The sequence below is a fragment of the Evansella sp. AB-rgal1 genome, assembly GCF_041820985.1.
Classification (GTDB): Bacteria; Bacillota; Bacilli; order Bacillales; family Salisediminibacteriaceae; genus Evansella.
Map to the genome: position 1 here is coordinate 133,402 of NZ_JBGUAU010000010.1, position 23,982 is coordinate 157,383.

Consider the following 23,982-nt stretch of genomic DNA (forward strand, 5'->3'; position numbering starts at 1 on the left):
TTTTTCCCCTCACCTAAATAATATTTTCGTTATATTCTGGCTTTCCACTTGACCAAGTACGGTTATGAATCGGAGCTAACATTTCTAATACAGTGCGTAACAGCTCTTTATTTATTGGCTCATTTGCCCATGAGATATTTCTCGATATATTTTTTACACTAGCTGTACTAACTAATGTCGTAGGAATACTTGTATTTGCTACCGAATATTGAATCGCTAGTTTGGCAATATCTTCTCCAATGCTTTCACAGTATGCAGCAGCTTTTTTGCAAACAGTAACAATCTCGGGATCTGCTGGATGCCAATCCGCTACCTCTCTCGTATTTAACAGCCCCATCGAGAGTGGAGATGCATTTACAACACCTACTTCCTTCTTCTGCAGAGTAGGAAGTAATTTCAGTAGTGACGTATCGTTCAATGAGTAGTGACAATAAGATAAAATCACATCTAGCTTCTCTTTTTCCAATACCTTTTCAAAAACCATAAGTGGCAAACCAGACACACCATAAAATCGAACTTTCCCTTCTCGCTTTAACTGCTGCAGCGCTGGAATACCCTCTTCGATTACTTCATCAAAGGAGCCAAATTCAATGTCATGCAGAAATAACATATCTAAATAATCTGTATGTAACCTTTCAAGACTTTCTTCTACACTTTGAAAGATTCGATTTTTGGAAAAATCAAATGTGTCAGCCCCATATCGACCCGCTTTGGAAGACAATAAGATTTTATCTCGTGGAAGCTCTTTAACTGCTTTTCCTAAAACTGATTCAGCCTTTGTAAGCCCATAATATGGACTTACATCGATGTAATTGATTCCCATATCTACCGCAGTATGAACGGTCTTAATTCCCTCAAATTCATCAATATCACGAAAAACGGATCCTAATGAAGACGCTCCAAAGCTCAAAATGGAGACGTCTAATTCTGTAGTTCCTAGCTTTCTATATTCCATCGTTGTTCATCTCCTATATTTTATAAAACGTTTTTGCATTCAAGCCAAACAGTTTTTCCTTATCCAAATCCGTGAAATAAGGTGGCAAATTATTTTCTAATATAGATAGTACTTCATCGTAACTACCTGCTAAAATACATACAGGCCAATCACTTCCAAACATGATTCTGTCTATTCCAAAGCAATCGATAATATGTGTTATATACTCTCTAAAATCTTGTAGCATCCACGAATGGTGATTTGCTTCTGTTACCATTCCAGAAAGCTTACAATATATATTGGGATTGTTCGCAATTCTCTCCATCTGAGTTTTCCACGGTTGCATGATCCCTTGTTTTATATTAGGCTTCGCAATGTGATCAATTACCGCTCTCATTTTTGGTTGTTTATCAAGGAGATCAACTACAACTTGCAGTTGATCTGAGGTAATAAGTAAATCGATAGGCACATTTTTCTCGGAAAAATACGCGAAAGCCTCTTGATATGGTTTCGTAAGAATTAAGTTTGGATCTTTCATATCTTGAATCATGACACGAAATCCAACAAACTTTGGATGTTTCGCAAACGAGCTATAGTGTTCAAGGTATAATGGGTCCTCTAGATCTAGCCATCCTACAACTCCTGCTATTGTGTCGTCTTCTTCACTTAGATGTAAAAGGAATTCTGATTCTTCTATTGTAGGTGCCGCCTGAACTAAAATTGTTTTCTCGATATTATGCTTTTGTAATTGCGGTAATAGATGCTCAGGTAAAAAATCTCTGTATAACACAGGAACTTCCGGTGTAATCCATCCATAATCGTTTCTATCTATTTTCCAATAATGCTGATGTGCATCAATTCTCATCATGATCCCCATCCCGTTCTTGAAAATAATCACATATATGTCATGTTTTGTTTATATTAGAGAATACTTTTGTTGGTAAATAATCTTTTATTTATTCTCATTGGTTTTATCCCTACAACTTCATTCCAATATCGTAGAATTTGCATGATAAGACTCCCAGAGAATACGGAAGCCTAATTATTCAATTATGTGGTAGGGCGTTCACTAACCTCACCTGTCCATCAACATGCCCCTCGTCATGTATCATCGTAGTATGTTTATCTATATAAAGGACCATAAGTACTACATGCACGGAAGTCTGCACCCTCTAAGTCCTCTGTTCCAAACATATTCCAAGCGCTAGGGCGGAATATGTTTTCACGTGGTACATTGTGCATATGAACTGGGATTCGGAACATGGATGCCAACGTTAGTAAGTCAGCACCAATATGTCCATAACTTGCTACACAATGATTTGCTCCCCACGTGTTCATAACAGAATACACATCAGTGAAAACACCTGTACCTGTTAGGTTGGGAACGAACCACGTTGTAGGCCACGTTGGATCTGTCCGTTCATCCAAGGTATTATGAACGTTTTCAGAAAGTTCAACAGAATATCCCTCTGCAATTTGGAGCACAGGACCAATACCTTTTACTAAATTAATTCTTGAGATTGTTAGAGGCATTTCCCCTTTTGTTAAGAAGTTACTAGAGTACCCACCACCACGGAAGTATTCTGTATTCGCAGGTCTCCACGAAGTTGCCTCCAACGACTTTTTCATTTCATCTTCAGTGATGTTCCAAAATGGTTTCATAGCTGGCTTCCCATCAATCGTTTGTTCACCTGTACCATCTAATGTTGCTGAACCCGAGTTAATCAAGTGAATTAATCCATCTTTTGCTCTGCCAGAGAGTTCTTCTCCGGTTACTCGCTTGACTGCTTCCGGGCTCCAATACGTCCTCACGTCTGCAAAAATTTGTGCAGAATTTGTTAGTAAGTGACCGAACAACATATTCACCGCATTTAAAGAATCATTTTCCGTAGCAACAATATATGGTGGTCGTTTCCCATTCCAATCAAAGGAAGAATTGAGTATCGCTTCTAGGAAGTCTCCATTTGGAAAATGATCCGTCCATTGCCGTTGACCTTGAAAACCAGATGCAATCGCATTTCTTCCATAGGCTTCCTCTTCGTAGCCTAAATCCACTAGCTTTGGATTACCTACCATTAAATCTCTTGTGATTAATGTCATTTTCACAACCATTTCCCAATCGCTTTGCTTCTCTTCTTTTGTTCTTTGCTTGTCTTCTGGGTTATTGTCAATGCCTTCACCACAGTATTCCTTTACCCAGCTAAGTGCCTTTTCATATTCTTCTTTATCATAGATTCCAAGATCTGTACGACGAATGAATTCTGTCATATCCACATACTCATTTCTCATTCCTAAATACTCTTGAAAGAAATCTTCACTTACCATACTTCCAGCAATCCCCATAGAAACAGACCCCATGGAAAGATAGGATTTCCCTTTTAGCATAGCAACAACTAGGCCTGATTTTGCAAAACGGAGTATTTTCTCGCTGACATCCTGTGGAATCTCTGAGTCTTCTACATCCTGCACATCTTTGCCGTAAATACCGAATGCAGGAATTCCCTTTTGATTATGTGCTGCTAAAACAGCTGCTAAATAAACAGCTCCCGGACGTTCCGTACCATTAAACCCCCAAATCGCATTAGGAGTGGACGGATTCATATCCATCGTTTCTGAACCATAGCACCAGCAAGGGGTTACCGTAATCGTCACTCCTACCGATTCCTTTTCGAACTTTTCTTTTGCTTTCGCAGCTTCAGCTACCCCACCGATACATGTATCCGCAATAACACACTCTACGTGCTCACCATTATAGTGTCTTACATTTGAAGAAATGAGTGATGCAACTGATTTTGCCATTGCCATTGTTTTTTCTTCTAACGATTCGCGAACCCCTTTCCTTCGTCCATCAATGGTTGGTCTGATGCCAATTTTAGGTAGTTTTCCATGATATCTATTATTCACTTCCATTTTCGTTACCTCCTAGTTCTTTCTATTTATTTGGGCGAAAAATTCAGTTCTTGTTATTTCAGTGTGGTAACTTCCAAAAACTTCTCATAAGCTTCTTGCCAATTTGCTGTGTTCATTGGCTCGTAGATTTCTGTATGGAAAGAGTTTTGCACAATCATTCTAGCTTCCTTTAAGTTCTTGAATTCCCCTAAAGCTATCCACTGTGCAATAGAATTCCCAATCGAACTAGCTTCTACAGGTCCTGCAATTACTTCCCTACCAGTAGCGTTGGAGGTATATTGGCAAAACAAATTATTCTGAATCCCACCGCCACCCATATGGATCTTTTTCCATTGTTTGTCGGTTATCCTTTCTAACTTCTCGACTACCCAGCGATATTTTAAGGCGAGACTTTCTAAAATACAAGATAGTATCTCCCCCCTTGAATTTGGCACAACTTGACCAGTATTTCTGCAGTATGATTGAACTGCTTCTACCATATTGCTCGGATTAAAAAATAGAGGATCATCCGGATCTATGAAAGTTTGAAAAGATTTTGTTTTTTCTATCAATCTGCTTTCCTCAATATAATCTGTTTGAATGCCTTCCTTTTCCCATATGAAACGACATTGTTGTATGAGCCATAATCCCATATTATTTTTCAAAAGTCGGTATTGGCCATCTAACGTACCTTCATTCGTAAAGCCATAGGTAAAGGCCTCATGCGATACATTCGGTTCATTCATCTGTACCCCCATTAGTACCCAAGTTCCACAGCTCATAAATACGGAATCATTACCCTCCATAGGTAAAGCAGCTAATGCACTAGCAGTATCATGTCCTGCAACATTCACGATGTTTACCGCCGACATCCCAACCTCTTGATTTATGTGTGGAAGCGTCTTGCCTAACATTGTCATTGGCTTGACGATAGGTTCAAAAATATCAATTGGCAAACCTAACGTATTGATCAGTTCACTATCCCAACTTTGACTAGAAATGCTAAGCAACTGAGAAGTGCTACTGATAGTAAATTCATTTTGTTTCTCTCCAGATAAAAGGTAACCAATTAAATTGGGAGTCATCAGTAAAGATTCCGCTTGCTCTAGTAACATTGGATTATTTTTCTTGATTCCGTAGAGTTGAAATAACGTATTGATTTGGGTTGGTTCATTTCCCGTTCGGAAAAACAACTCTTTTTTTCCAACAAGCTTTGTTACCTCCGCTAAACCTAGAGCTGCGTAAGGGTCACGGTAACAGTATGGGTTCCCCAATATCTCCCCGTTACTAGACAATAACCCGAAGTCTACTCCCCATGAATCAATACCGAGACTTTCCACATCTCCATGCCCTTTCACTCTACTCTTGGACATACCTGTTTTCATTTCATTGATGATATGTAATACATCCCAGTAGTAGCGATTCATGACTTTGGTAGGTTGGTTAGAAAAACGATGAATTTCCTCTAGCCCTAGGCGATTTCCATCGAAGCTACTCACCATTAACCTTCCGTTTGAAGCTCCTAAATCAAACGCCCATACCTTTTTCATAATTACCTTCCTTTCTAAACGAAGCACTCTATGAATCTTTTAGTAGTTTCGCTCTATATCTTTCCGCTGAAAGATTTTTCAGATCTTCACATTCTTCCTCTGTTAAAACTCGAGGATTACCTACAATGGAAGAGATGGTGTAGACCTTTGCGGCTTCCTCCGTTAACTGCATAAAAAAGTACGCTTCTTTCATTGATTTCCCTAACGTTAGTACCCCATGATTTCTCATTACAATTACGTCTGTATTATCGATAACTTTCACCACTTCTTCCGCTAATACATTTGTGGTAGGAATGACATAATCTATGTAAGCTATGTTCTTTACCATCGCTGGAAAGTCAGGAAACATACTTGGAATCTCCTTACCAGTTGAGGACACACCTACGGAATAGCTTGGATGAGCATGTAAGACAGCATGAACATCTGGTCTATTTCGAAAGCACTCCAAATGCATTAATATTTCTGAGGAAGGTTTCAGATCACTCAGAACATCACCTGTCCTAATATCCACCTTTACCCATTGATGATCCTCAATTTCTTGTAAATCAAATCCACTAGGGGATATATACATATAATCACCTTCACGGATACTAAGGTTTCCACCAGCTCCTACCACTAGTCCAGATTGAACTAATTTTTTCGCGTATAAGCTCAATTGTTCTAAAACACTTACCATATTTATTCACCTCAAAAATTTATTAGATTAGGAGTATCAGTCCTTTACTACACCTTTCGTAAGTAAGATGTTTGCATATAGTGCCTTCTCACTCGTAGCAACAATGGCATATGCGTTTTTTGCTCTCTCATAAAAAGAGTGCCTATCCAAAAAAGCAATATTGTTCTCGTCACAGCCTTCCGTTCGAATGATAGATTGGTATTCTTTCCATATTGTTGGTTCCGGAGGGTCTCCTTTCACTACTTCCATTAATGTGACAGGCTGTTCTACGTACGTATCGAGCGGGAAAAATTTAATGATAGCTTCTAGCAGTTCAGGAACATCATGTCCATCGTAGCGAATAAGTCGTTTAGAGAGAGAAGCCGCCGGGAAGTTCCCATCAGCAATGACTATTTCATCTCCATGACCCATTTCGTAAAGCGTTTTCAATAATTCTGGTGAAAAAATAGTGGGGATTCCTTTTAACATATACATATCTACTCCTTATCACTTTTTACTATGATTATAGTGTTACAGAAACGAAGGCTAAGTTTGATGCTCCCTTACATGCATTCCAATCGAGAGCTTGCTAAGTTACAGAGTGACGGAATCTTATATTTTTTATCTTATCGTTATTTTTATGATACCGGTAACATAATTATAACACAATATATAATTTGATTTATTTCATTAAGTTGCGATTATGATAGTTAAACTTCTAGTTCTCAATAATTAGAGTGAACAACTCTAGTTTTCCAGTTGACATTTTTCTGTATTTATAATGTTATCGATACCATTATTGTTATACAATTAATTGTTTCCATGTTCAAGTTAGATTGGTTACATCTTGTTTACTTGGTGAATCTTTTTGAAGGATAGATACGGAACGGAAATTAACTCGAATACACAAAAAAACCTAAGGAAATATAACAGACTTCCCTAGGTTGGTACATATTTAATAAAACGTATCTATTGACAACAGGTGCGCGAGGAATACAGATACTTTAGGTATGTATATATGTGGCTAACGAATCTAACTATCTCAATGTGTAGCTAGATCATTAGTAGTAGCTAAAGAAGATTTTCTAACAATTATTTCTGGAGGTAAGATAATCTTTCGTTTCTTATCTGCCATATTCCCTTCAATCTTGTCTACCAGCATTTGAACCCCCATAAATCCGAAGTCATAAGCTGGTTGAGCTGCCACGGTCAGAAAAGGGTCTAAATCAATATCTTGATCAAAATCATCGAAACAAACACACGCAATATCCTCCGGTACACGGATTCCTTTTTTTCGTAATGCTTTAATAACCCTAACTGCGATAAAGTTATTTGCAGCAAAAACAGCTGTCGGTCTTTTTCCTTTTGGTAAAGAGACGAGATAGTCAACTAACTCTAATCCATCTTTTTGGATATAATCTGTTTCAAACATAAGATGTTCTTCCATCGGTATTCCAGAATATTTCAGTGCTTCCATATAAGCATTTCTTCTCTCTCTTGCAGTAGATATATAGGATGGACCATTTATTAATGCAATACGTTTATGACCTTGATTAATTAAGTGATCAATCAACATTCTGGTTCCTTTTTGACTATCTCCAAGAATGACGTCAGACTCGATCCCTTCTACTTCCCTGTCCAACTGTACAAAGGGGATTTTATGTTTGATTAACGTCCGGATATTATTTTTGGATTCATCTCCAGAGGGGGCTATTAATATGCCATCAACCTGTGATTCTAATAACATCTGTATATAGCGCGATTCTTTTTCAATGTTTTCGTCACTATTACTCAAGATAACCTGATATCCCAATTGTAGTGCCTTATCTTCCGCACCTCTTGCTACTTTTGTAAAAAAAGGATTATTTATGTCTGTGATAAGGAGGGAGAGAATGTTCGTTGCTTTAGAAGTCAAGCTCCTTGCAGATTTATTTGGGAAATAATTTAGTTCTTCTATCGCTTTTTCCACACGTTTTCTCGTTGCCTCACCTATATTTCCTTTTTGATTAATGACCCTTGATACAGTCATGGCTGAAACATTTGCCCTTTTAGCAACATCGTATATTGTAGACATAAGAAAACATCCTTTCTAAACAACTAAATACTTCTATAATAAAAATATAATACAATATGTTATTTTACATTTAAAATTAAAATGATAGTGGTATAACGTGTATTTTTACTAACCTAGTTTAGTGAGTTTTCGTTTGTATAACTAAAACGCAGGCTGTTACCAGTATGTTAGCGATAAATGCATCATAACAGGATTTTATTAGGTCCGCAAATAGATTGTATTTGAGTTGAAGTTTTGGGTTTCCCAATGTAACAATGACACTCGGACTTAACTAACTGTAAATTGGCTGTGGATTAAAACCATCTGAATCACTAAGAAAAGCAAATCATTGGGCAGGTTATTTGACACGAGCCAAGTACTGCCTAGACAAGTTTACGACGAGCAGATGGAGCCTATAACTAGACAATTTTTCTAAGTACGAAAATGGTATACTTTCTTTTTTTTTAAAAGACACAACCCTATTACTGGTTGCGTCTTTCAAAGTAAATAAATTCTTTATCCTATTTCAGGTAGACTCTAATAATCCCACAATAAAAACAAATCAAAATTACACTATTTTAATAGCTGTTTCTACAGCCTTGGATCGATAGGATCTGATTCCATTGCAAGTGTTCCAAGTACACATTCATGTACTCTTTCTATGGATTCTCCATTCACAAATCGTCTTACGCCTTCCACGCCTAGCGCAAATTCTTTTAGTGCAAGCTTTTGTTTTTTTGAAACGTTTCTTTTCTTTAATCGGTTTATGTTTTCTGGCAGCAAGTAATCCATCCCATAGATAATGTTTAAATATTTACGACCTCTAACCTTTATGGCAGGTTGGATGAGTTTACCCTTTGATTTTGTAATAAATGTCTCTGGTTTGATCACAATTCCTTCATGACCGTCACTTGTGATATCTTCCCACCACTCGATTACGTCCGTCTCACTTCTAGCATCATCAATAAGCATAAATTCTGTTTCCACAAACATATCTACCATATTGGCAAATTCTCGGTTCATTTCCATATGCCATGTGTGAGGTTTATGAAAGAATGTTTCATTACTATGTGCCAAAACATGAAATGGAGCAATTTGAATATGGTTAATGTCTTCTACATCCCAACAATACTTCTGAAACACTTCTTTAAAAATGATAGCATTCTCAAGTTTACTGTCGTATTCAGCAAGCCATGTCTCTAAATCTTTATGACGGGGCAACGCTTTTTCCAATTTTTTCTTAAGAAAGCTACGATCTAAAATAGCATTTTCGGAAACGTGAGCATATTGGCTACTAATTAGCTCTTTGGCTTTTAGATTCCAGGGCATAATCTCGGCATCTAATAGTACATAATCTGTCTTGTACCTATCAAAATATTTATTGTTCATTAATCCTTCGTGTAGCCTCTGAAGAATTTCGTTAGCTAATTCATCTTGAAAGAATTTTCTGCCTGCTCTAGTATAAATTACACCAAGAGTTTCACGTCCAACAAACTTTAATCCTGATTCTTTATTTTTAAACAAAAGCAAAATACCTCTACTACCCATATGCTTTTTCTCCGCAACCATTCTTTCTATACCCTTGCTCCGGTAGTATTCAATGACTTCCTTTGGATGCTCTAGATAATCTTCTAAAACAGAAGGATGAGGAGTAGGACTCATTGTTGGGGGAATATACATTATCTCTTCCATTGGAACCGTAAAGTGAGATACTGCATCAATGGATGGGATTGCATATTCTTTAGCAATTTTAATTTCTCCATAGTCATCGGTTACAACAGAATAGCCATTGATAAACTTCGAAATGTTAGGAGGATCTAACCTCTTCTTCTCCAGCTCTTTTAGTGGATTACTAGCTGAATTAGAATAATCCTTTTCTGCTTTTACAGAAATAAATTCCTTCTCCGGATAACGAAAAGCTGTCAACTCTCCTCCGAAAACCACACCTTGATCTATATTTATTGTATTGTTAATAAGGAGTGGTTTAGGCTTCGGGTCGTGACCCCAAACAATTAATGTACTTGTTTTGTGATGGGGCGTCCAATCATTTCTTATAGGTTTACCAGCATCATCTAAACCATCTGTATCTCCATAACGACAAAAATCACTCACATCATACGATTGTTTCCCGATAAATTCATCTTTTATTCCTGCATGTGTACATACGAGAGTAGGTACCCCATTCTTTGTCAAAATATAGTGAGAAGGAGCATTAAGAAGTAGTTGCTTTACTTCTCTTTTTAATTTCATTGTCTTGTCTTCCCCATGTTGTTCCAGAAACTGATTCATTTCTTCTTCCACTAGCTCATCACCATGATTTAGGGTTACTTTCCTACCGTCTAACCACCTAGCTATTTTCCAACCATGATTACTATCTATCATATACGCATGCCCTTTAGTAACGTGGCGTAAGAAAAATTGCAAAGTTTCTAATGATTTAGGTCCTCGACTCATAACATCACCGAGGGATAAAAACTTCCTCCCCGCAGGATGTACATAATCCCCCTCTTTATTTTGTTCATATCCAAGTTTTTCAATAATATGAATCATTTCATCATAACAACCATGGATATCACCAACGATATCTATCCCTTTATCTACATCCAACTCAATAGGATTACTTCTTTTCCTTATGATTTCCACGTCATCTGTATTTTGGATAAAATAAGATGCAAGATATCCTTCTTTTTTCATAAAACGTTTTTCTCTTTTAAAAACTTGATATTGTTGCTTTATTCTTCGTTTCCCTCTAGGATTATCACGCATCTCATCTCTTTCAAGCAAGATACTCTGGTCCATATCAAAAATCACCGCTAAGATTGGTACATGATTGTTACGAGCGATAGATATATATCTTTTACGGTCATCAGGCTGTAAATGAGTTGCATCAACTACTGTTAACTTATTCAGTCTGCATCTTGTCTCAATTAATGAGTCCATGAAAGAGAAAGCCTCTTCTGATATATTTTGGTATTGATGGAAAAGGGACTCTGCTTCATCATTCGGTCTTTGCTTCCAATCAATAAAATCAATATCACTTACTAATACTCGAAAATCATCGGAACTAACAACTTCGGAGGGAAGTAACTGCTCCATATCTATTAATTTTTTTACTAACGTGGATTTACCACTGTTCGATGGCCCTACTAATAGAACGATCCCTGCATAAGGCAAGACAATGTCCATCGTTACTCCTCCTTTCTCATAAATACACACATTTGGGTCGGGAACCCATAATCTTGGTGCTCTTCACCAATACCATCAAATACTAACTGATACTTCCCAGCTACATTCTGTTGATTACACCATTCATAAAACTCGTTTCTACTCCATTCAAAACGATGATCAGGATGTCGATATCCTTCTGGCATATCATATACTTGGTTGTATTCGTGATTCGGTGTGGTAATAAGTAACATACTAGGTTGATAGTCTGTTAAAATAGTTTTCATTATTTTAGGTAATCGAAATTCTTCAATATGTTCAATTACTTCGCATAAAATCATAACGTCTTTCTGCTTTAATCTTTCATCGTAATAGAATAGGGATCCCATTATTGGAGTAGGCACTAGAAAGTTCTCCTTTTGTTTTCCCTTCTCAAATCGTCTCAATGCTTTCAGGGTTGCCGACTCTGATGGCTCTACAGCTAATATCTCTTTCACACCATTTACAAAACCAAGTCGAAGAGACAACTTCCCTTCTCCAGAACCAAAGTCAACAATACTCTCTTTCTTATTCAAGTTCGTAATGTGATCAACTATTTTTTCATATCTTAGATCGTTTAATCGTACTTTAGACTCTTTTTTACTTTCATCTTTTGATCTGCTGACATTTTCTTTCCCTTTTTTTTCTACTAAATTATAAATTCCCTTAAAACGAAGTGCTCTTTGCACAATAAATTCTCTTTGAGGGTGCTTGTCTAACCATCCCTCTCCATACCTTTGGATCTTCTCCACTTCTTTTTCATCTATATAATAATGCTTGTAATTATCGAGAACTGGAATTAATACGAACAGCTGCCTTAGACCAGACTGAAGTGTTGTTAATCCTTTTAATATAATATATCTAGCCGTACTTTTTGACTTTATGTTTAGGTTGTAGTCAGCATCACCGTACATAATCGAAACGTCATACCCTAAAGGCTCAAATAAATCTACAATCTGTTTATCAGATAAGTTAGATGCTATTGGACCGATCTCAAACTGGAATGGAAAAGCGTGATGAACCCAAGAGGAAAACTCTTCTTTTGGTTTACCATTTAGAGCTGTTCCTAATGCTGACCTTAGAAGGGTACAAAAGATACTGCTAACAACAAATTCTCTATCATTTATATAAGAGGTAATGTCATATGTTTGAGAACTATTCCTAGAGAGTTCAATTGAATCTGGAGTAACAAAGAAAGTCACTTCTACTTCCTCTTCTGTAAATTTACTATAGAACATTCTGACAAGGTGGCCATTTTGACTTCTTTCATATATATTATTTGGATTTTTGGCAAGGAGATATGAAATGACCTCCACATCATTGCCAGATGCATGAATGGTTAACTGCATAAAATCACACCTCTTTCCTGTCTTATTTCTTCTTTCAACTTCAACTTTCTTTATCAAGAAATAATCCCTACCCATTGCCAACATTTCACAAGTGACAGACATCATTTTCAAATCTGTTCTAAAATAGTTGGGTCTTTTATTTTCTGATCCTCTGCTAACGTTACAATCTTTGTAGTTATTTCTACGGTCTTAGGATCTTCATCCACAAATGGAAGAAAAATGCGGCCCCTATGCTGGTTATGAACTGGAATAATCATCATAGCTCCTGTACCCAATTTATGAACACCACCGCTCCCAAGATGTACCGTATACTCCCCTAAAGAACCCTTAATATAAGCATGAGACCCCTTTAGTTCCACATTCGAGAGTTGTAACAGCCTTAATGTTTCTCCGATAATAGCTGTCCTCATTTCTATGGTAGAAAGGCTCGCTTCAGGATCTACCCCACCTACATGGGCTACACTTACAACCAAATCCACATCTCGCATCACCTCAGAGAAGAGGACTTTTGGAACTTCTAAAAAAGAAACAGCCTCACCTGTTTTACGATGAGTGAATCGTATTTCCTGAAGTGTCGGTGCTTCCACATCCGCTGGGGTAAACCAATCTGCCATTGCGAATAATTGAGCGATGATATTCTCCTTATAGAAAACCTTTTGTAGCCCCTCTTCGAAGCTGACGGTCCAGCCCCTCTCTCTTAATAAGGCAACGGTCTTCTTTGGCTGAATTTGATAACCGTCATAACGATGAGAAACCGTTCTTGCTTCCATCTCGTCTTTATTCGGCTTATATAACTCACGGAACACTTGCTTAAACGGTTGAACGATACCCTTCGAGAAAAGATCCTTCTGAAAAGAGGACCACTCCCCTGATTCATACAAATAGACAGGGTGTGCAAGGACACATCGATCTTCTGCCGATAGCTTCGTAACCTGTTCATCCATTCCAACCAAACAATTATTCCGATAATATCCTATCCGCCCCCCGTTCATAAACAAGAGGTTTTTCATTAACGGGAACAAAACTGGATGTTTTGCAAGGTTTTCCATTTCTGTACTAGTAAAGCTCTCTTGTCCTTCCATCGCCTTTTCCAGCATAGACCGCGCGCGAGTATATTGCTCTTGAAGGGATTTGCTAACTGCTTTTATTTCTTTTATATACTCATGATTTTTTAACCGGGATGGAATCGTTTTTAAGGATTTCCCCTCTTTTGTAACAATCAATTTCCCTTTTCCAAGCTCATTAATGTGAAGATGGACCTCAATATCTTGAACAACTGCTGGCTCCAAGAACCTTCTGAGGGAAGTCACCTTCTCTGTTTCCATATTCCATATCAATCTATTTTTATCCGTGAATCCCGCATTTCTTGCTAGATTCTCTAACGAAATAGACACAGCACTCGCTTCGCTTGCACGCCGTTGAGCTCCAAATTGCTTACTTTGTTTTAAAAAATTTTGAAGAAATACATACCGGTGTAAAACCTCTTCCTTGTTTTTTCCAAATGGAAGTAGTCCATAGCTTAGGATATAGTCTTTATTTCGTTTTTCCGTAATTCTCATTTCCACATCGTTTTCATCTAGCTTTCCTAACGTCGCATCGGTAAACAACTGAGAGCGCTTATGAAGCCCACCCCCTGCAATATACTTTGCACTTGCGTAAACAACAGCAAAGCGTTTTTCCCCAAGGCTCGCATACGCCTCTTTAAACCAATCTATATCAAAGGTACCTTGCTTCAAATCCTCGGGAGGTATAGGGGTGTATCGAGCAATCATTGTTTCCTTTTCCGGACTGAACATTTCATTGATATGCCCATGAAAATACCATCCTGCCGATGTTAAACCTGGCCATTGTAAATACTTTTCTACAATTGGTAACCATTGAGGAGAATACATAACCGCATCAATTAATTGTCTATCCGCGATTTTTTTCCCTTGAAGTAGCCCTCTCAACGTCTCCTCATCCTCACCAGATGAAGGATAACACTGCTTTAACAGATGACTAAATATTTGCTTCTTCGTACTATCTTCATTTACAAAATTGTAGCCCCGAACAAATGTATCCCTTCCCATTCCTACTATGATATCAACAAAGAATGTCGTACCTATACATTTATGAATACTAGCTGCTAAATGGCTTACCTCTGTTGTCAACTCTCCCCGCTTCAACTCCATACTCACAACCCGATCAACGACCTTTTTCCCAACCTCCTGAAGTTTTTCACATATAGAAACAGATTTATGGTAATAATGATCCGTATTCGTAAGCAACTGTAAATTTTTAGGACTCAAAGGCCTTCCACAAAGCTCCCTAAACAACTCATTCTCATCCACTATGCCACATTTATATGCCGTCTCAAAATCCTGTAGCTTTAAACATACATGGGATTTATACTCGCTTGCTTGGTAAAAGCAATAGCCTATGTTGAAATACTCTTGAAAGGTATACTTAGGCAAATGTTTGTACCAAAACGCAATTTCACGTGCCTCTACAAGAACAGATTCGTATCCTATATAGAAGGAACCCTCCTTCTTTTCGTACACTTCCGCAAAGCGTTCCTTTGGAGTTTCATGATAAATAAATGCTAGCATGTCCTTGCATACCGTAAAAACCTCTTCACTCGGAGATTCATTCAACAACGCGGTAAAAATAGTATGAACATGTTTGCCATATGGGAGTTTCGTTATCATTTCCACAAATTCTTTATGCTGGATTGGAAACAGTTTCTCCAACAGAGAAGGAAACCATTCCTTCTTAGAAATATAGTCTTGTTGATTAAATTCGTAATAAAAGAGTACTTCTAATAATCGTCTCGTAGTAAGCTGCTGATCCTTTGCAGCCTGTCGCCATGTTTCTGCCAATGGATAATCATCTAGCGTTTCTACATGGTCGCCATTACGATAATGAAGGCTGCATATATCATACAGTCCCCCTAAAACAACTTTTTCCCTTTGCCCATTAAAATTCTCCACTTCATATTCATACGTTTTATGCTGATCTACGAGATCATTGAAATACATTACTACCCTCTTTATCTCCTGTATCGGAGACGACAAAATATCTTTACTTGTAAAGTCCTTACTGTTTGTAAATGCAGATACGCGAATAGAGGTTGCTGGGTCATACAACCCAAGTCCATTTTCTAGAGAAAAACCACTTGCCTTTTCCTCTCTGATATTCTCTACCAATATGGATGCTGCCTCCGTCGTTTCAGAAAGAGATGTCACTAAGTCCTTGCACTCTTCCACAATGGACACAAATTTCTTGTCTTTTTCCACCTTTGAAATGATATCAATTGCTGCTAGTTGCTTACTTTCATTTTTATTGTTGATTAGTCGGCGAATACTTCCCAATAACCTTTCAGGGGACTGCTTAAGTAGAATCGTTAGAACATTTTTTCGTAGATCCCCTGCTTTATACCGGAGAAGATCCTCGATTCTTTTGTAATCTTCTTCAGACAACGTAAGCTTCTTCACCTGCTTCACAGCTATATCACGAACATAAGTACCTCGATCCCCCATAAAAGCTAGCAATGCCTCTTTTTGCTTCGATGTAGCAGGCTTTTGTAAAAACACTTCAACAAATTGCTCTCTCGTATCTACACCCATTTTGTCCTTGTAATCAAGGAGCATGTCTATCTTCTTATCAGATGGTATATAAGACATGACAATTAACATTTTTGCGAGAATGTCATTCCATGAAATCGTCGTCTGACACCAAGGGAACACACTCTCGTGAAACTTCAGTTCCTTTTTTGGTAATGAATCTAGCGTTTCCTTCAATTTCACAAACAACTCTTCTAAGTCCTTACCTTCTTGATAGATAGTAGTGAAATGGACCTTTTCGTCTTGTGCTAATACGTAAATTCGATAGACATCGGAAAATAAATTTTTCATAACCCAAGACTTCACTTCATAATCAGGGTCATGCAAAAACGGTGCCGCTATCTGATGTTGGAAAGTTGGAAATTGTGTTTGAGATAAGAAATATAACCCAACCAGCCGCTTATATTTTTCCTCTGCCTGAAGCAATCTCTTCAGTCTTTGTTCCGTCGATCCAATATCATCAAAAGCGATGGACCATAATCCGATATAAATTAACTGGGAATCGGAGCTCTCTAAACATGCATCTATATAGTCTGTTTCTTTTAAGCAGCGACAGACAGCTTCCAGACACTTTTTGATCATCTTTGACTTTTCTGCACCAATCCCTAGGCCTGTCCAAACATCTAGCGCTCTTACGATAGAAGAAAAACGAATCAGGTTATTCTCCAAAATAATGTTTAACAAATACAAAAAACCTTCCCTAGATCCTTCATCCATGGATTCCACAATCGATTGTCGTAATCCCTCTTGTCTCCCAGCAGCTAGTAATAGCTCCCCTACCCACTTATGTGCTTCCTGATTATTACTCATTAAAAGCCCCTTGATGATTCCACGAGTCAATATTCCTGTATTGTTTTCTGCATATACCATGTCCTTAATACGGTTTATTATCTCCCTGTTATCTTCATCTATCTCTAAAGCTAGCAAATAAGGAATAATAGTATTGGAAGTATGATAAGTATGATAAGTATCATTACTACCTGAGAAATACATTTCATAAGTAAATCCTTCTCCTACCATTTGAAAGAGGGCGTGAAGCTTTTGTAATCCTGTTGGTAAATAGAGCATTTCATTTGATTTGGAACGAAAGGATCGCCTTTCATATCCTGTATCATATATGTATTCCGTGCTTCGATCCCAAACCTTTTTAAATTTACTTGCCCATTCCTTCCCTAAAAGGGTCACTAAGACCTCAAACTCAGAACCAGAAAAAATATATTCTAGACGTTCACTATGCTGACTCCAAAAGGATTCAATAGGCTTCTCTTGCTTTTCCATCCCTCTCAACTCGTTCTGTTCATCCATCTTATAATAATCTAAAAAGCTTGTTACTATTTTCTTATTTCTCCCCTGTAAAGAAGCCGCTTTGTTTGATACCTCCGTTACATATGCTTGAATATCCTCATTATGATTTTGATAAAAATAGTACATATCCCGTCACCTCAGATCATTCTTCCAGTTAGCATCGTCAAACGGATAAATGTAAAGACATCCTCCGATTGCACGTCTATCTGATCATCAAGTTGTAATAACTCGGTTTCCCCATGAAACACTTTAAACAACCCATCTTTATAAGAAACAATTCCGTTTTTAATTGCCTCGTCGATCATCACTTGTCCATCGTTATAGATTCTATTAAATCCAATTCTCCCAGTATCCGCCTGTCCTTCCAACTCATTATGAGATAAGTAAGGAATAAGGGAAGTTTCCTCCTGTTTCGAATAGTACTCGTTCACATTTACCTGAATAATCTCCGTGATTAGTTCTCTCAAAGTTGTAGGATTGTTGTGAAGAACAAACTCTTTTTTCGTTAGAACGCCTTTCCGCTTCCCAGCCAACTTCACAGTTACATAAATTTTCATTCTCCACCCCTTCTCTAGAATTTCGTTCTAAAACTGCTAATCTCATTATATAACAGCAAGGAAAAAAAAAGTGCAGTATCATCCTAGTTTAAGGGATTCTTTGGAAGTGTTAGCATACGGCCATCTGATGGTTAAGGATCTATTTTGTGTTGTTGGAAATGGGGAGAAAAAAATGCCTGCCCTTACTCAGAAAGTGATACTGTGATTGGGGTCAAGCACTTTAAATTACTCTTATTATATAAGAAAATATGTTAGAGATAGTCTATCAGATTGATAATGCTTTCGGGGCTATACGTTATGAATGATGATTCTCCTCCGCTGCCATTGCAATTGCTTTTGTCTCATGAACAGTTCCAAATGGATGTTGTGGCGGCGCATAGATGGAATAAAGCTTCAGTGGCGTGTTCCCTGTATTAATCAGGTTATGCCACTTTCCAGCAGGAATCACAATGGCATAATCCGCTGGAACTTCCTGTTGATAGTGGAGAATCTCTTTGCTATCTCCCATTTGAACAACACCTTGACCTTCTTCAATACGTAGGAATTGATCGAGGTGTGGATGAATCTCTAAACCAATATCTTCCCCCACATTTATGCTCATCAGCGTAATTTGGAAATGCTTCCCTGTCCACAATGCAGTTCGGAAGGTATTATTTCTCTTCGTAACTTCTTCTATATTGAACACAAATGGGTTTGGTCCATAATCCCTTATGTCTTTGTTTCCATAAGAATGATTCCCATGAGTCCTATTACCGCTCCAGTGATTCTGCATTGGATAAAACCCTTGCTGGTGATACCACGGATTCCAGTACATTTTCATTCCCCTCCAATGAAATAACATATTTCATCCTATTCTATGCAGACGTCTACATATCGGCATGTAGTCAAATGATGATTGGGCGATAAAGGAGACTATGTGCAGGTTCTTGAACTGAAGAGCAACTTTTCTGATTAATTCTATTACTATTCGTATTTTGCCCACTAAAACGATACAATGGAATCCGACTAGAATGAGCATGAAAAGTCGGGTACGTGGTTATTTCTCCTGATATCGTAATAGTGAAAGGGAGGTTATTCTTTATGGATATGTTAAAAGGAATGAATGACGCACTACATTATATTGAAGAAAACTTGGATAACACCATTGATTTACATGAGGTTGCGAAGATAGCCTTTTGTTCGGAGTATCATTTCAAACGTCTCTTTTCCCTCCTATCAGGGATTACTATTTCAGAATATATACGCAGAAGGAGACTCACTTTGGCGGCTTTAGAATTGAAAAACAATCAGATGAAAGTAATTGATATAGCTCTAAAGTATGGGTACAAATCTCCAGATGCCTTTTCAAGAGCTTTTCAAAGCTTTCATGGTGTAACTCCTTCCATAGCACGAAGTCCTGAGCAAAACCTAACTGCATTTCCAAGAATGACCTTTCAATTAACAATTCGAGGAGGAAACGAAATGAAATACCGTATTATTGAAAAAGAAGCTTTTACCGTTAGTGGGGTGAAGTATAATGTCGAAATGATAAATGATATTCTCTCACCAACATATGAAGAAATGATCACAGGTATAAGTGATACTACGATGCATGAGCTGGAGCGTTTATCTAATCAGGAACCAAACGGGCTTGTCCACGTCTCTGCGAATTACTCGGAAAATGCAGATGGGAAAGCAACATTTAACCAGATTATCGGAGCAGTTACAACGAAAGAAGGAATAAATAAGTATTCCACATTGGAAGTTCCTCCGTTAACCTGGGCAATTTTTGAAGTAGATGGGGATTGGGAACAGGTCGAAACACAATGGCAAAGAATTTATTCCGAGTGGTTACCCACTTCTTCGTATGAACTTTCAGAAGGACCTGAGATGCTTGCGAGCAAAGATCAAAAAAGCGAGATCTGGATTTCCATTAAGAAAAAATAGGAACCTTAATAGCCCTACCAATGGCACCGTTATTAATGTGTAAAAAATAACCTTCACTTTATTAGAACAGAGTAGCTTCCCCCTTAAAATAACAAAATACCGAGCTGGGGGTAGTTACTCAATTTGACTTCCCTCATATTGAAACCTTTCCCACTATTTATCGTATCCATTGTATGGAACACATTCGTGCATCGTAATTTAGGGAGGACACCCGCGTGAGAATACACCAATTGAGGGCAAAAGTAAAAGAAAGTAAATCATTACAAATAGCCATAGCACTGATGATAGCAGTAATTGCATTTATTTATCTAAAGACCTTTTTTACTCCTGGCATTCATTTTGAGGGTACTTTTTTAACGAAGCAAGATGAGAATACTTCTGAAACGCATTATATTGGTAGAAGTTTATCTAGAGACATACAGATTTCTGTCATAAGAAAAACAGAGAAGAGTACAGAAGTGATCTATGATCTACCTTATGATTTTCACCGTCAATACACCGTGACTGTGGAAGATAGAAGTGAGCATTGGCAAGACAACATAAAAATAGATGATGAACAAGGGAACATCCTTTTCGAAGGAGGGTATTTGGAAGACCAGTTCTATTTGACGCAGAAAAATGGAGAGCCACTGATGGAAGATTTCATTAACTTTCATATAAATTCATCCCCATTTACAGTAGAGTACAAAGTTTCCCTAAGACACGTTGCGGATATGGCATTCTTTGCAAATGATACGATACGCGGTGACTTTATGTTTTTAGTGTTATCTCTGTTTCTCTTCTTAGTTACTGCCATTGATTATAAGTTCCCGTTATTTTTCTTCCACCTGCGGAATTCACTCGACGTGCGGGATCCAGAGCCATCTGACTTTTATTTATTCATGCAAAGAGTATCATGGATTGTGTTACCTATTATCGGCGTAATTCTAGCAATTGTGGCGATCGTATAGAAACGATCCTTCTGTGTAACCTTAGAAAAAGTTAGCTTATCACCAAGTCCTTAATGCGAAAGTCTTAGTTTTTCTTATACTTTAATCCTTTAGTGAAGTTAAACATTATAGTATAAAAAAGGCTCAAATGATCCCGAGCCTTTTTAATTTTGCTTGTTGTACTAAATCTTCTAGGTAGCTAGGTGTAATCCTTAAATCTATCATTACAAATCGTTAGAAAAACAGCTTTGTTGTTTATTATTTTGGGCTAATAAAGTTAGTTAAATTAAACCCTCTCTATAAACTCGATTGATAACTTTTTTTCAGTTCACTTGGCTGAATAGAGAATAATTCTTTCAATTCTTTAATGGGATGTTGTTTTACATAATTACATACAACCTCATATGCAAACGAATATCCACTTAAATACGGAATTCCAATGTCAGGATTGCCAAAGCATATAGGGCTCTTTATTTTATCATCAGTAGTATCAAAGTTTCCTTTTAAATGCTTTACATACCTTGACTTAACCTCATCGGTAAAATCCTTCTTCCACCATCTTTTATCCTCAAATAAAGAAAGGCTAAAGTATTCTGCTGTTCCCTCCATTTTAAACCATTCCGCTAATGGAAAAGAATCTGAACTCAATTTATAAATAGGATTGATAGGAGAGGCATGATGAGCTTCATGGGCAATCATATACCTTAAGAAAGCTTCATCAGGGTTCGGCGGAACCGCAATTTGTATACTATTTGGACCATTAGTAAAACCGTTGGTCCATTTTGATTGGTCAAGTCCATTGAACCAAGGGAAAGGTAATGCCGGTAAAACAGTTATGTTTAACTCTTCCAAAGGAATATGTTTTTTCACTTTAAAAATTGTATCTTCTATAATATTTTTGACTCTATCACATTCCCATTCGAATGATAAAACTTCTTCCTTCGAAAACTCTTTAAATGTAAATAATCTAAATCGCTGTGCAATATGTCTCCATTCTTTCATCCAAGTAGTCTCACTTACAATAGGAACAAACTCTTTTTCAAAAAAACTCTCTAAATCATTCTTATTAGCATAAATTTGCATAGGAGTAATTTGGTTTATAATCATATATTGCCACTTCCTTGATAACATTTGACCTAGTATATCATACAACTAGGAGGAAACGTTTATAAAACTAATCTCTTTAGTATACCAACAATGCTTTGATCATCTTTTTAAGCTAGCTCAAACACCTTACATGTCTCATATTGAAATCCTAAATAATGATAGTTTTGTTTTTTATACATTTCCTTCGGCGTGTCCTCCCCATCCGCGATCAAAAGTATCGTTCGATCCGAGAACAAATCCATTACCTTCCGTTGCAAAGCAGTACCGATTCTCTTTTTCTGAAAAATCTCATCTACATGTAGATCATCAATTTCCGCCACTCCCGAAGATAGAATGACATGAACATAACCAGCCGGATTCCCTTGGTAAGTTGCAAGTAACTTCAAAAATTCCCCACCTTGACATTGCTCGTATAACAGCTCCATCTTTTTCTCAGCAAATTTCTTCCCGTACTCCAAACTGTGTTTGTAATTCAAATCAAGAAAGAGTTCCACATTCTGATTTTCCTCCGAAACGACACGTACCTCTATTGCGGCATCAAACTCTGTACGTGGAAAGTCCTTCGGGTTAATAGAGTATAACTCCATAAAACCAGTTTCATATTCAGCCTCTGATAAATAACTAGCAAGTTCGTCCGAAAGCTTTTCTCCTACTGGAAAATAGAATTTAACATGTTTTTGGCCAAACTTGTCATGATACCCTCTCAAGTATGCTTCCATTTCTATAAACAAAGACAACGTAGGCATCGATTTAAACTCAATAAAATTCGCATCATACATATTCAACATTTTCGGAAAGTGGATCTGTTTATATAGCTCCGTTTCCACAATAACCGTTCCATTCTTATAGAGATGGTCAAACGTAATTTCTCTCTTCATAACCTGCTCCCCTTTTTAGAAAAGTAGAAATGCCTTTATTGAATACCTGAAATTACTTCTACTGCTTCATCAATATGCTCCACACCGAAAACTTCAATGTTTAGATTGTACTCTCTTTTTGCTAACTCCGCATCTTCTAAATTTCCCAAAGGAACAATTGCATAAAGTAAGCCCTTTTGCTCAGAGATTCTAACCTTCTCCCCAACCATTCCGACAGAGTTCACTTCTCCGTTTGGTTCAAGTGTTCCTGTGACCCCAATAGGCACATGATTTTCCAAATCTCCCACGAATACTTTCGCAGTTAATCCTAAAGCGAGACCAGCACTATCACCAGAAATATCCGTTCTACTTAAAAATGTCGTCAGAAACTCCAAATCTTTGCCTACATAAGCGTTGACGTTTTCCGCCATAACCTGAAACGGCTCTTTAGGAGAAGTGAAGAAGTTCTTTAAATACGTCTGTTTTCCTCGATAGCGAAGTAGATTTGTAACTTGATAAATTTCCAATACCTCAACATCCTCCAGCTCCAATCCTTCTCTTATCCACTCCCGATCATCCGCATAGTAGATATCCTGGGTCCAAACGGTTAAAACATGGATTCCCGAATCTCCAAGAAGATCTTCTGGTTCTGCGTAAGCACTAACTTGGAGTGTATTACTTTCAAATTCTACCAATGTAAAATCATAGACTAGAAGTATGAAAGAAAGTAACGCCGCACCCCCGATGATTAGATTCTTGCCTCTCTTTTTCCGATATAAAAACAGAAATGCGCTCAGAATAAAACTCATAACAATTAGCGCTCCAACATAGACAAAGGCATTAATCATGTTCAAAAGATAGAGAGAAAGGAATGTACCGTACAACGGGAGTATCAATAAACCTCCAAATACAACGGCTCCTACTTTCCATTTTGCACCTCTCTGATGATCTTGTTTGGAGCACTCAAACTCTTGATTCTTATCTTCTATCATACTGACTGTTCTCCTATTTTTCATTTGTGATTTTTTAAGTCTTATTAAATTAGAAATATTCCCATATATTTCA

At 37.5% G+C, this 23,982-nt stretch carries 17 protein-coding genes; 2 read left to right on the forward strand and 15 right to left on the reverse strand.

Features of this window, described 5'->3' with window-relative positions; genetic code table 11:
- Positions 1 to 13 precede the first annotated feature (13 nt).
- The 12 genes from ACERII_RS10550 to ACERII_RS10605 form a co-directional block, all read right to left on the reverse strand.
- The gene (locus ACERII_RS10550; RefSeq protein WP_373642182.1) at positions 14 to 955 is read right to left on the reverse strand and encodes an aldo/keto reductase; all 942 of its coding nucleotides are present in this window, start codon (positions 953 to 955) and stop codon (positions 14 to 16) included.
- Between the two features lie 13 nt (positions 956 to 968).
- Positions 969 to 1,802: an amidohydrolase family protein gene (locus tag ACERII_RS10555; protein WP_373642183.1), complete on the reverse strand. Its 834-nt coding sequence runs from the start codon at positions 1,800 to 1,802 to the stop codon at positions 969 to 971.
- A gap of 254 nt (positions 1,803 to 2,056) precedes the next feature.
- Complete coding sequence (locus ACERII_RS10560) at positions 2,057 to 3,844, reverse strand: L-fucose isomerase (protein ID WP_373642185.1); 1,788 nt, start codon at positions 3,842 to 3,844, stop codon at positions 2,057 to 2,059.
- Between the two features lie 53 nt (positions 3,845 to 3,897).
- Positions 3,898 to 5,373, reverse strand: a complete 1,476-nt coding sequence (locus ACERII_RS10565) for a rhamnulokinase (protein WP_373642186.1) — start codon at positions 5,371 to 5,373, stop codon at positions 3,898 to 3,900.
- Positions 5,374 to 5,401: 28 nt separating this feature from the next.
- Positions 5,402 to 6,049 (reverse strand): class II aldolase/adducin family protein, encoded by a 648-nt coding sequence (locus ACERII_RS10570; protein ID WP_373642187.1) that lies wholly within the window; start codon positions 6,047 to 6,049, stop codon positions 5,402 to 5,404.
- Between the two features lie 36 nt (positions 6,050 to 6,085).
- Complete coding sequence (locus tag ACERII_RS10575; protein ID WP_373642188.1) at positions 6,086 to 6,517, reverse strand: RbsD/FucU family protein; 432 nt, start codon at positions 6,515 to 6,517, stop codon at positions 6,086 to 6,088.
- Between the two features lie 553 nt (positions 6,518 to 7,070).
- Positions 7,071 to 8,102, reverse strand: coding sequence for a LacI family DNA-binding transcriptional regulator (locus ACERII_RS10580; RefSeq protein WP_373642190.1), 1,032 nt, complete (start codon positions 8,100 to 8,102; stop codon positions 7,071 to 7,073).
- Between the two features lie 570 nt (positions 8,103 to 8,672).
- A complete protein-coding gene (locus ACERII_RS10585; protein ID WP_373642191.1) occupies positions 8,673 to 11,267 on the reverse strand; it encodes a polynucleotide kinase-phosphatase in 2,595 nt (864 codons plus the stop codon).
- Between the two features lie 2 nt (positions 11,268 to 11,269).
- Positions 11,270 to 12,691 carry a 3' terminal RNA ribose 2'-O-methyltransferase Hen1 gene (locus ACERII_RS10590; protein ID WP_373642193.1) on the reverse strand — a complete coding sequence of 474 codons (1,422 nt, stop codon included), beginning with the start codon at positions 12,689 to 12,691 and terminating at the stop codon, positions 11,270 to 11,272.
- Between the two features lie 50 nt (positions 12,692 to 12,741).
- A complete protein-coding gene (locus ACERII_RS10595) occupies positions 12,742 to 17,667 on the reverse strand; it encodes a DUF4132 domain-containing protein (protein ID WP_373642194.1) in 4,926 nt (1,641 codons plus the stop codon).
- 11 nt (positions 17,668 to 17,678) lie between these two features.
- The gene (locus ACERII_RS10600; protein ID WP_373642195.1) at positions 17,679 to 18,098 is read right to left on the reverse strand and encodes a hypothetical protein; all 420 of its coding nucleotides are present in this window, start codon (positions 18,096 to 18,098) and stop codon (positions 17,679 to 17,681) included.
- A 295-nt stretch (positions 18,099 to 18,393) separates the two neighbouring features.
- A complete protein-coding gene (locus tag ACERII_RS10605; protein WP_373642196.1) occupies positions 18,394 to 18,912 on the reverse strand; it encodes a cupin domain-containing protein in 519 nt (172 codons plus the stop codon).
- A 266-nt stretch (positions 18,913 to 19,178) separates the two neighbouring features.
- On the opposite strand from ACERII_RS10605, the gene ACERII_RS10610 reads away from it, so the two are divergent.
- The gene (locus ACERII_RS10610) at positions 19,179 to 20,024 is read left to right on the forward strand and encodes an AraC family transcriptional regulator (protein ID WP_373642197.1); all 846 of its coding nucleotides are present in this window, start codon (positions 19,179 to 19,181) and stop codon (positions 20,022 to 20,024) included.
- A 215-nt stretch (positions 20,025 to 20,239) separates the two neighbouring features.
- Positions 20,240 to 20,974 (forward strand): DUF6199 family natural product biosynthesis protein, encoded by a 735-nt coding sequence (locus ACERII_RS10615; protein ID WP_373642199.1) that lies wholly within the window; start codon positions 20,240 to 20,242, stop codon positions 20,972 to 20,974.
- Positions 20,975 to 21,250: 276 nt separating this feature from the next.
- Here ACERII_RS10615 and ACERII_RS10620 read toward each other — a convergent pair whose 3' ends face one another.
- The 3 genes from ACERII_RS10620 to ACERII_RS10630 form a co-directional block, all read right to left on the reverse strand.
- Positions 21,251 to 22,060 (reverse strand): DUF2268 domain-containing putative Zn-dependent protease, encoded by an 810-nt coding sequence (locus ACERII_RS10620; RefSeq protein WP_373642201.1) that lies wholly within the window; start codon positions 22,058 to 22,060, stop codon positions 21,251 to 21,253.
- Between the two features lie 107 nt (positions 22,061 to 22,167).
- Positions 22,168 to 22,938: a GNAT family N-acetyltransferase gene (locus ACERII_RS10625; RefSeq protein ID WP_373642203.1), complete on the reverse strand. Its 771-nt coding sequence runs from the start codon at positions 22,936 to 22,938 to the stop codon at positions 22,168 to 22,170.
- Positions 22,939 to 22,973: 35 nt separating this feature from the next.
- Complete coding sequence (locus ACERII_RS10630; RefSeq protein ID WP_373642205.1) at positions 22,974 to 23,909, reverse strand: S16 family serine protease; 936 nt, start codon at positions 23,907 to 23,909, stop codon at positions 22,974 to 22,976.
- Between the last annotated feature and the right edge of the window lie 73 nt (positions 23,910 to 23,982).

Coding starts and splice junctions, on each gene's coding strand:
- ACERII_RS10550 (WP_373642182.1), bottom strand. CDS start 955: ATGGAATATAGAAAGCTAGGAACTACAGAATTAGACGTCTCCATTTTG.
- ACERII_RS10555 (WP_373642183.1), bottom strand. CDS start 1,802: ATGATGAGAATTGATGCACATCAGCATTATTGGAAAATAGATAGAAAC.
- ACERII_RS10560 (WP_373642185.1), bottom strand. CDS start 3,844: ATGGAAGTGAATAATAGATATCATGGAAAACTACCTAAAATTGGCATC.
- ACERII_RS10565 (WP_373642186.1), bottom strand. CDS start 5,373: ATGAAAAAGGTATGGGCGTTTGATTTAGGAGCTTCAAACGGAAGGTTA.
- ACERII_RS10570 (WP_373642187.1), bottom strand. CDS start 6,049: ATGGTAAGTGTTTTAGAACAATTGAGCTTATACGCGAAAAAATTAGTT.
- ACERII_RS10575 (WP_373642188.1), bottom strand. CDS start 6,517: ATGTTAAAAGGAATCCCCACTATTTTTTCACCAGAATTATTGAAAACG.
- ACERII_RS10580 (WP_373642190.1), bottom strand. CDS start 8,102: ATGTCTACAATATACGATGTTGCTAAAAGGGCAAATGTTTCAGCCATG.
- ACERII_RS10585 (WP_373642191.1), bottom strand. CDS start 11,267: ATGGACATTGTCTTGCCTTATGCAGGGATCGTTCTATTAGTAGGGCCA.
- ACERII_RS10595 (WP_373642194.1), bottom strand. CDS start 17,667: ATGTACTATTTTTATCAAAATCATAATGAGGATATTCAAGCATATGTA.
- ACERII_RS10600 (WP_373642195.1), bottom strand. CDS start 18,098: ATGAAAATTTATGTAACTGTGAAGTTGGCTGGGAAGCGGAAAGGCGTT.
- ACERII_RS10605 (WP_373642196.1), bottom strand. CDS start 18,912: ATGTACTGGAATCCGTGGTATCACCAGCAAGGGTTTTATCCAATGCAG.
- ACERII_RS10610 (WP_373642197.1), top strand. CDS start 19,179: ATGGATATGTTAAAAGGAATGAATGACGCACTACATTATATTGAAGAA.
- ACERII_RS10620 (WP_373642201.1), bottom strand. CDS start 22,060: ATGATTATAAACCAAATTACTCCTATGCAAATTTATGCTAATAAGAAT.
- ACERII_RS10625 (WP_373642203.1), bottom strand. CDS start 22,938: ATGAAGAGAGAAATTACGTTTGACCATCTCTATAAGAATGGAACGGTT.
- ACERII_RS10630 (WP_373642205.1), bottom strand. CDS start 23,909: ATGATAGAAGATAAGAATCAAGAGTTTGAGTGCTCCAAACAAGATCAT.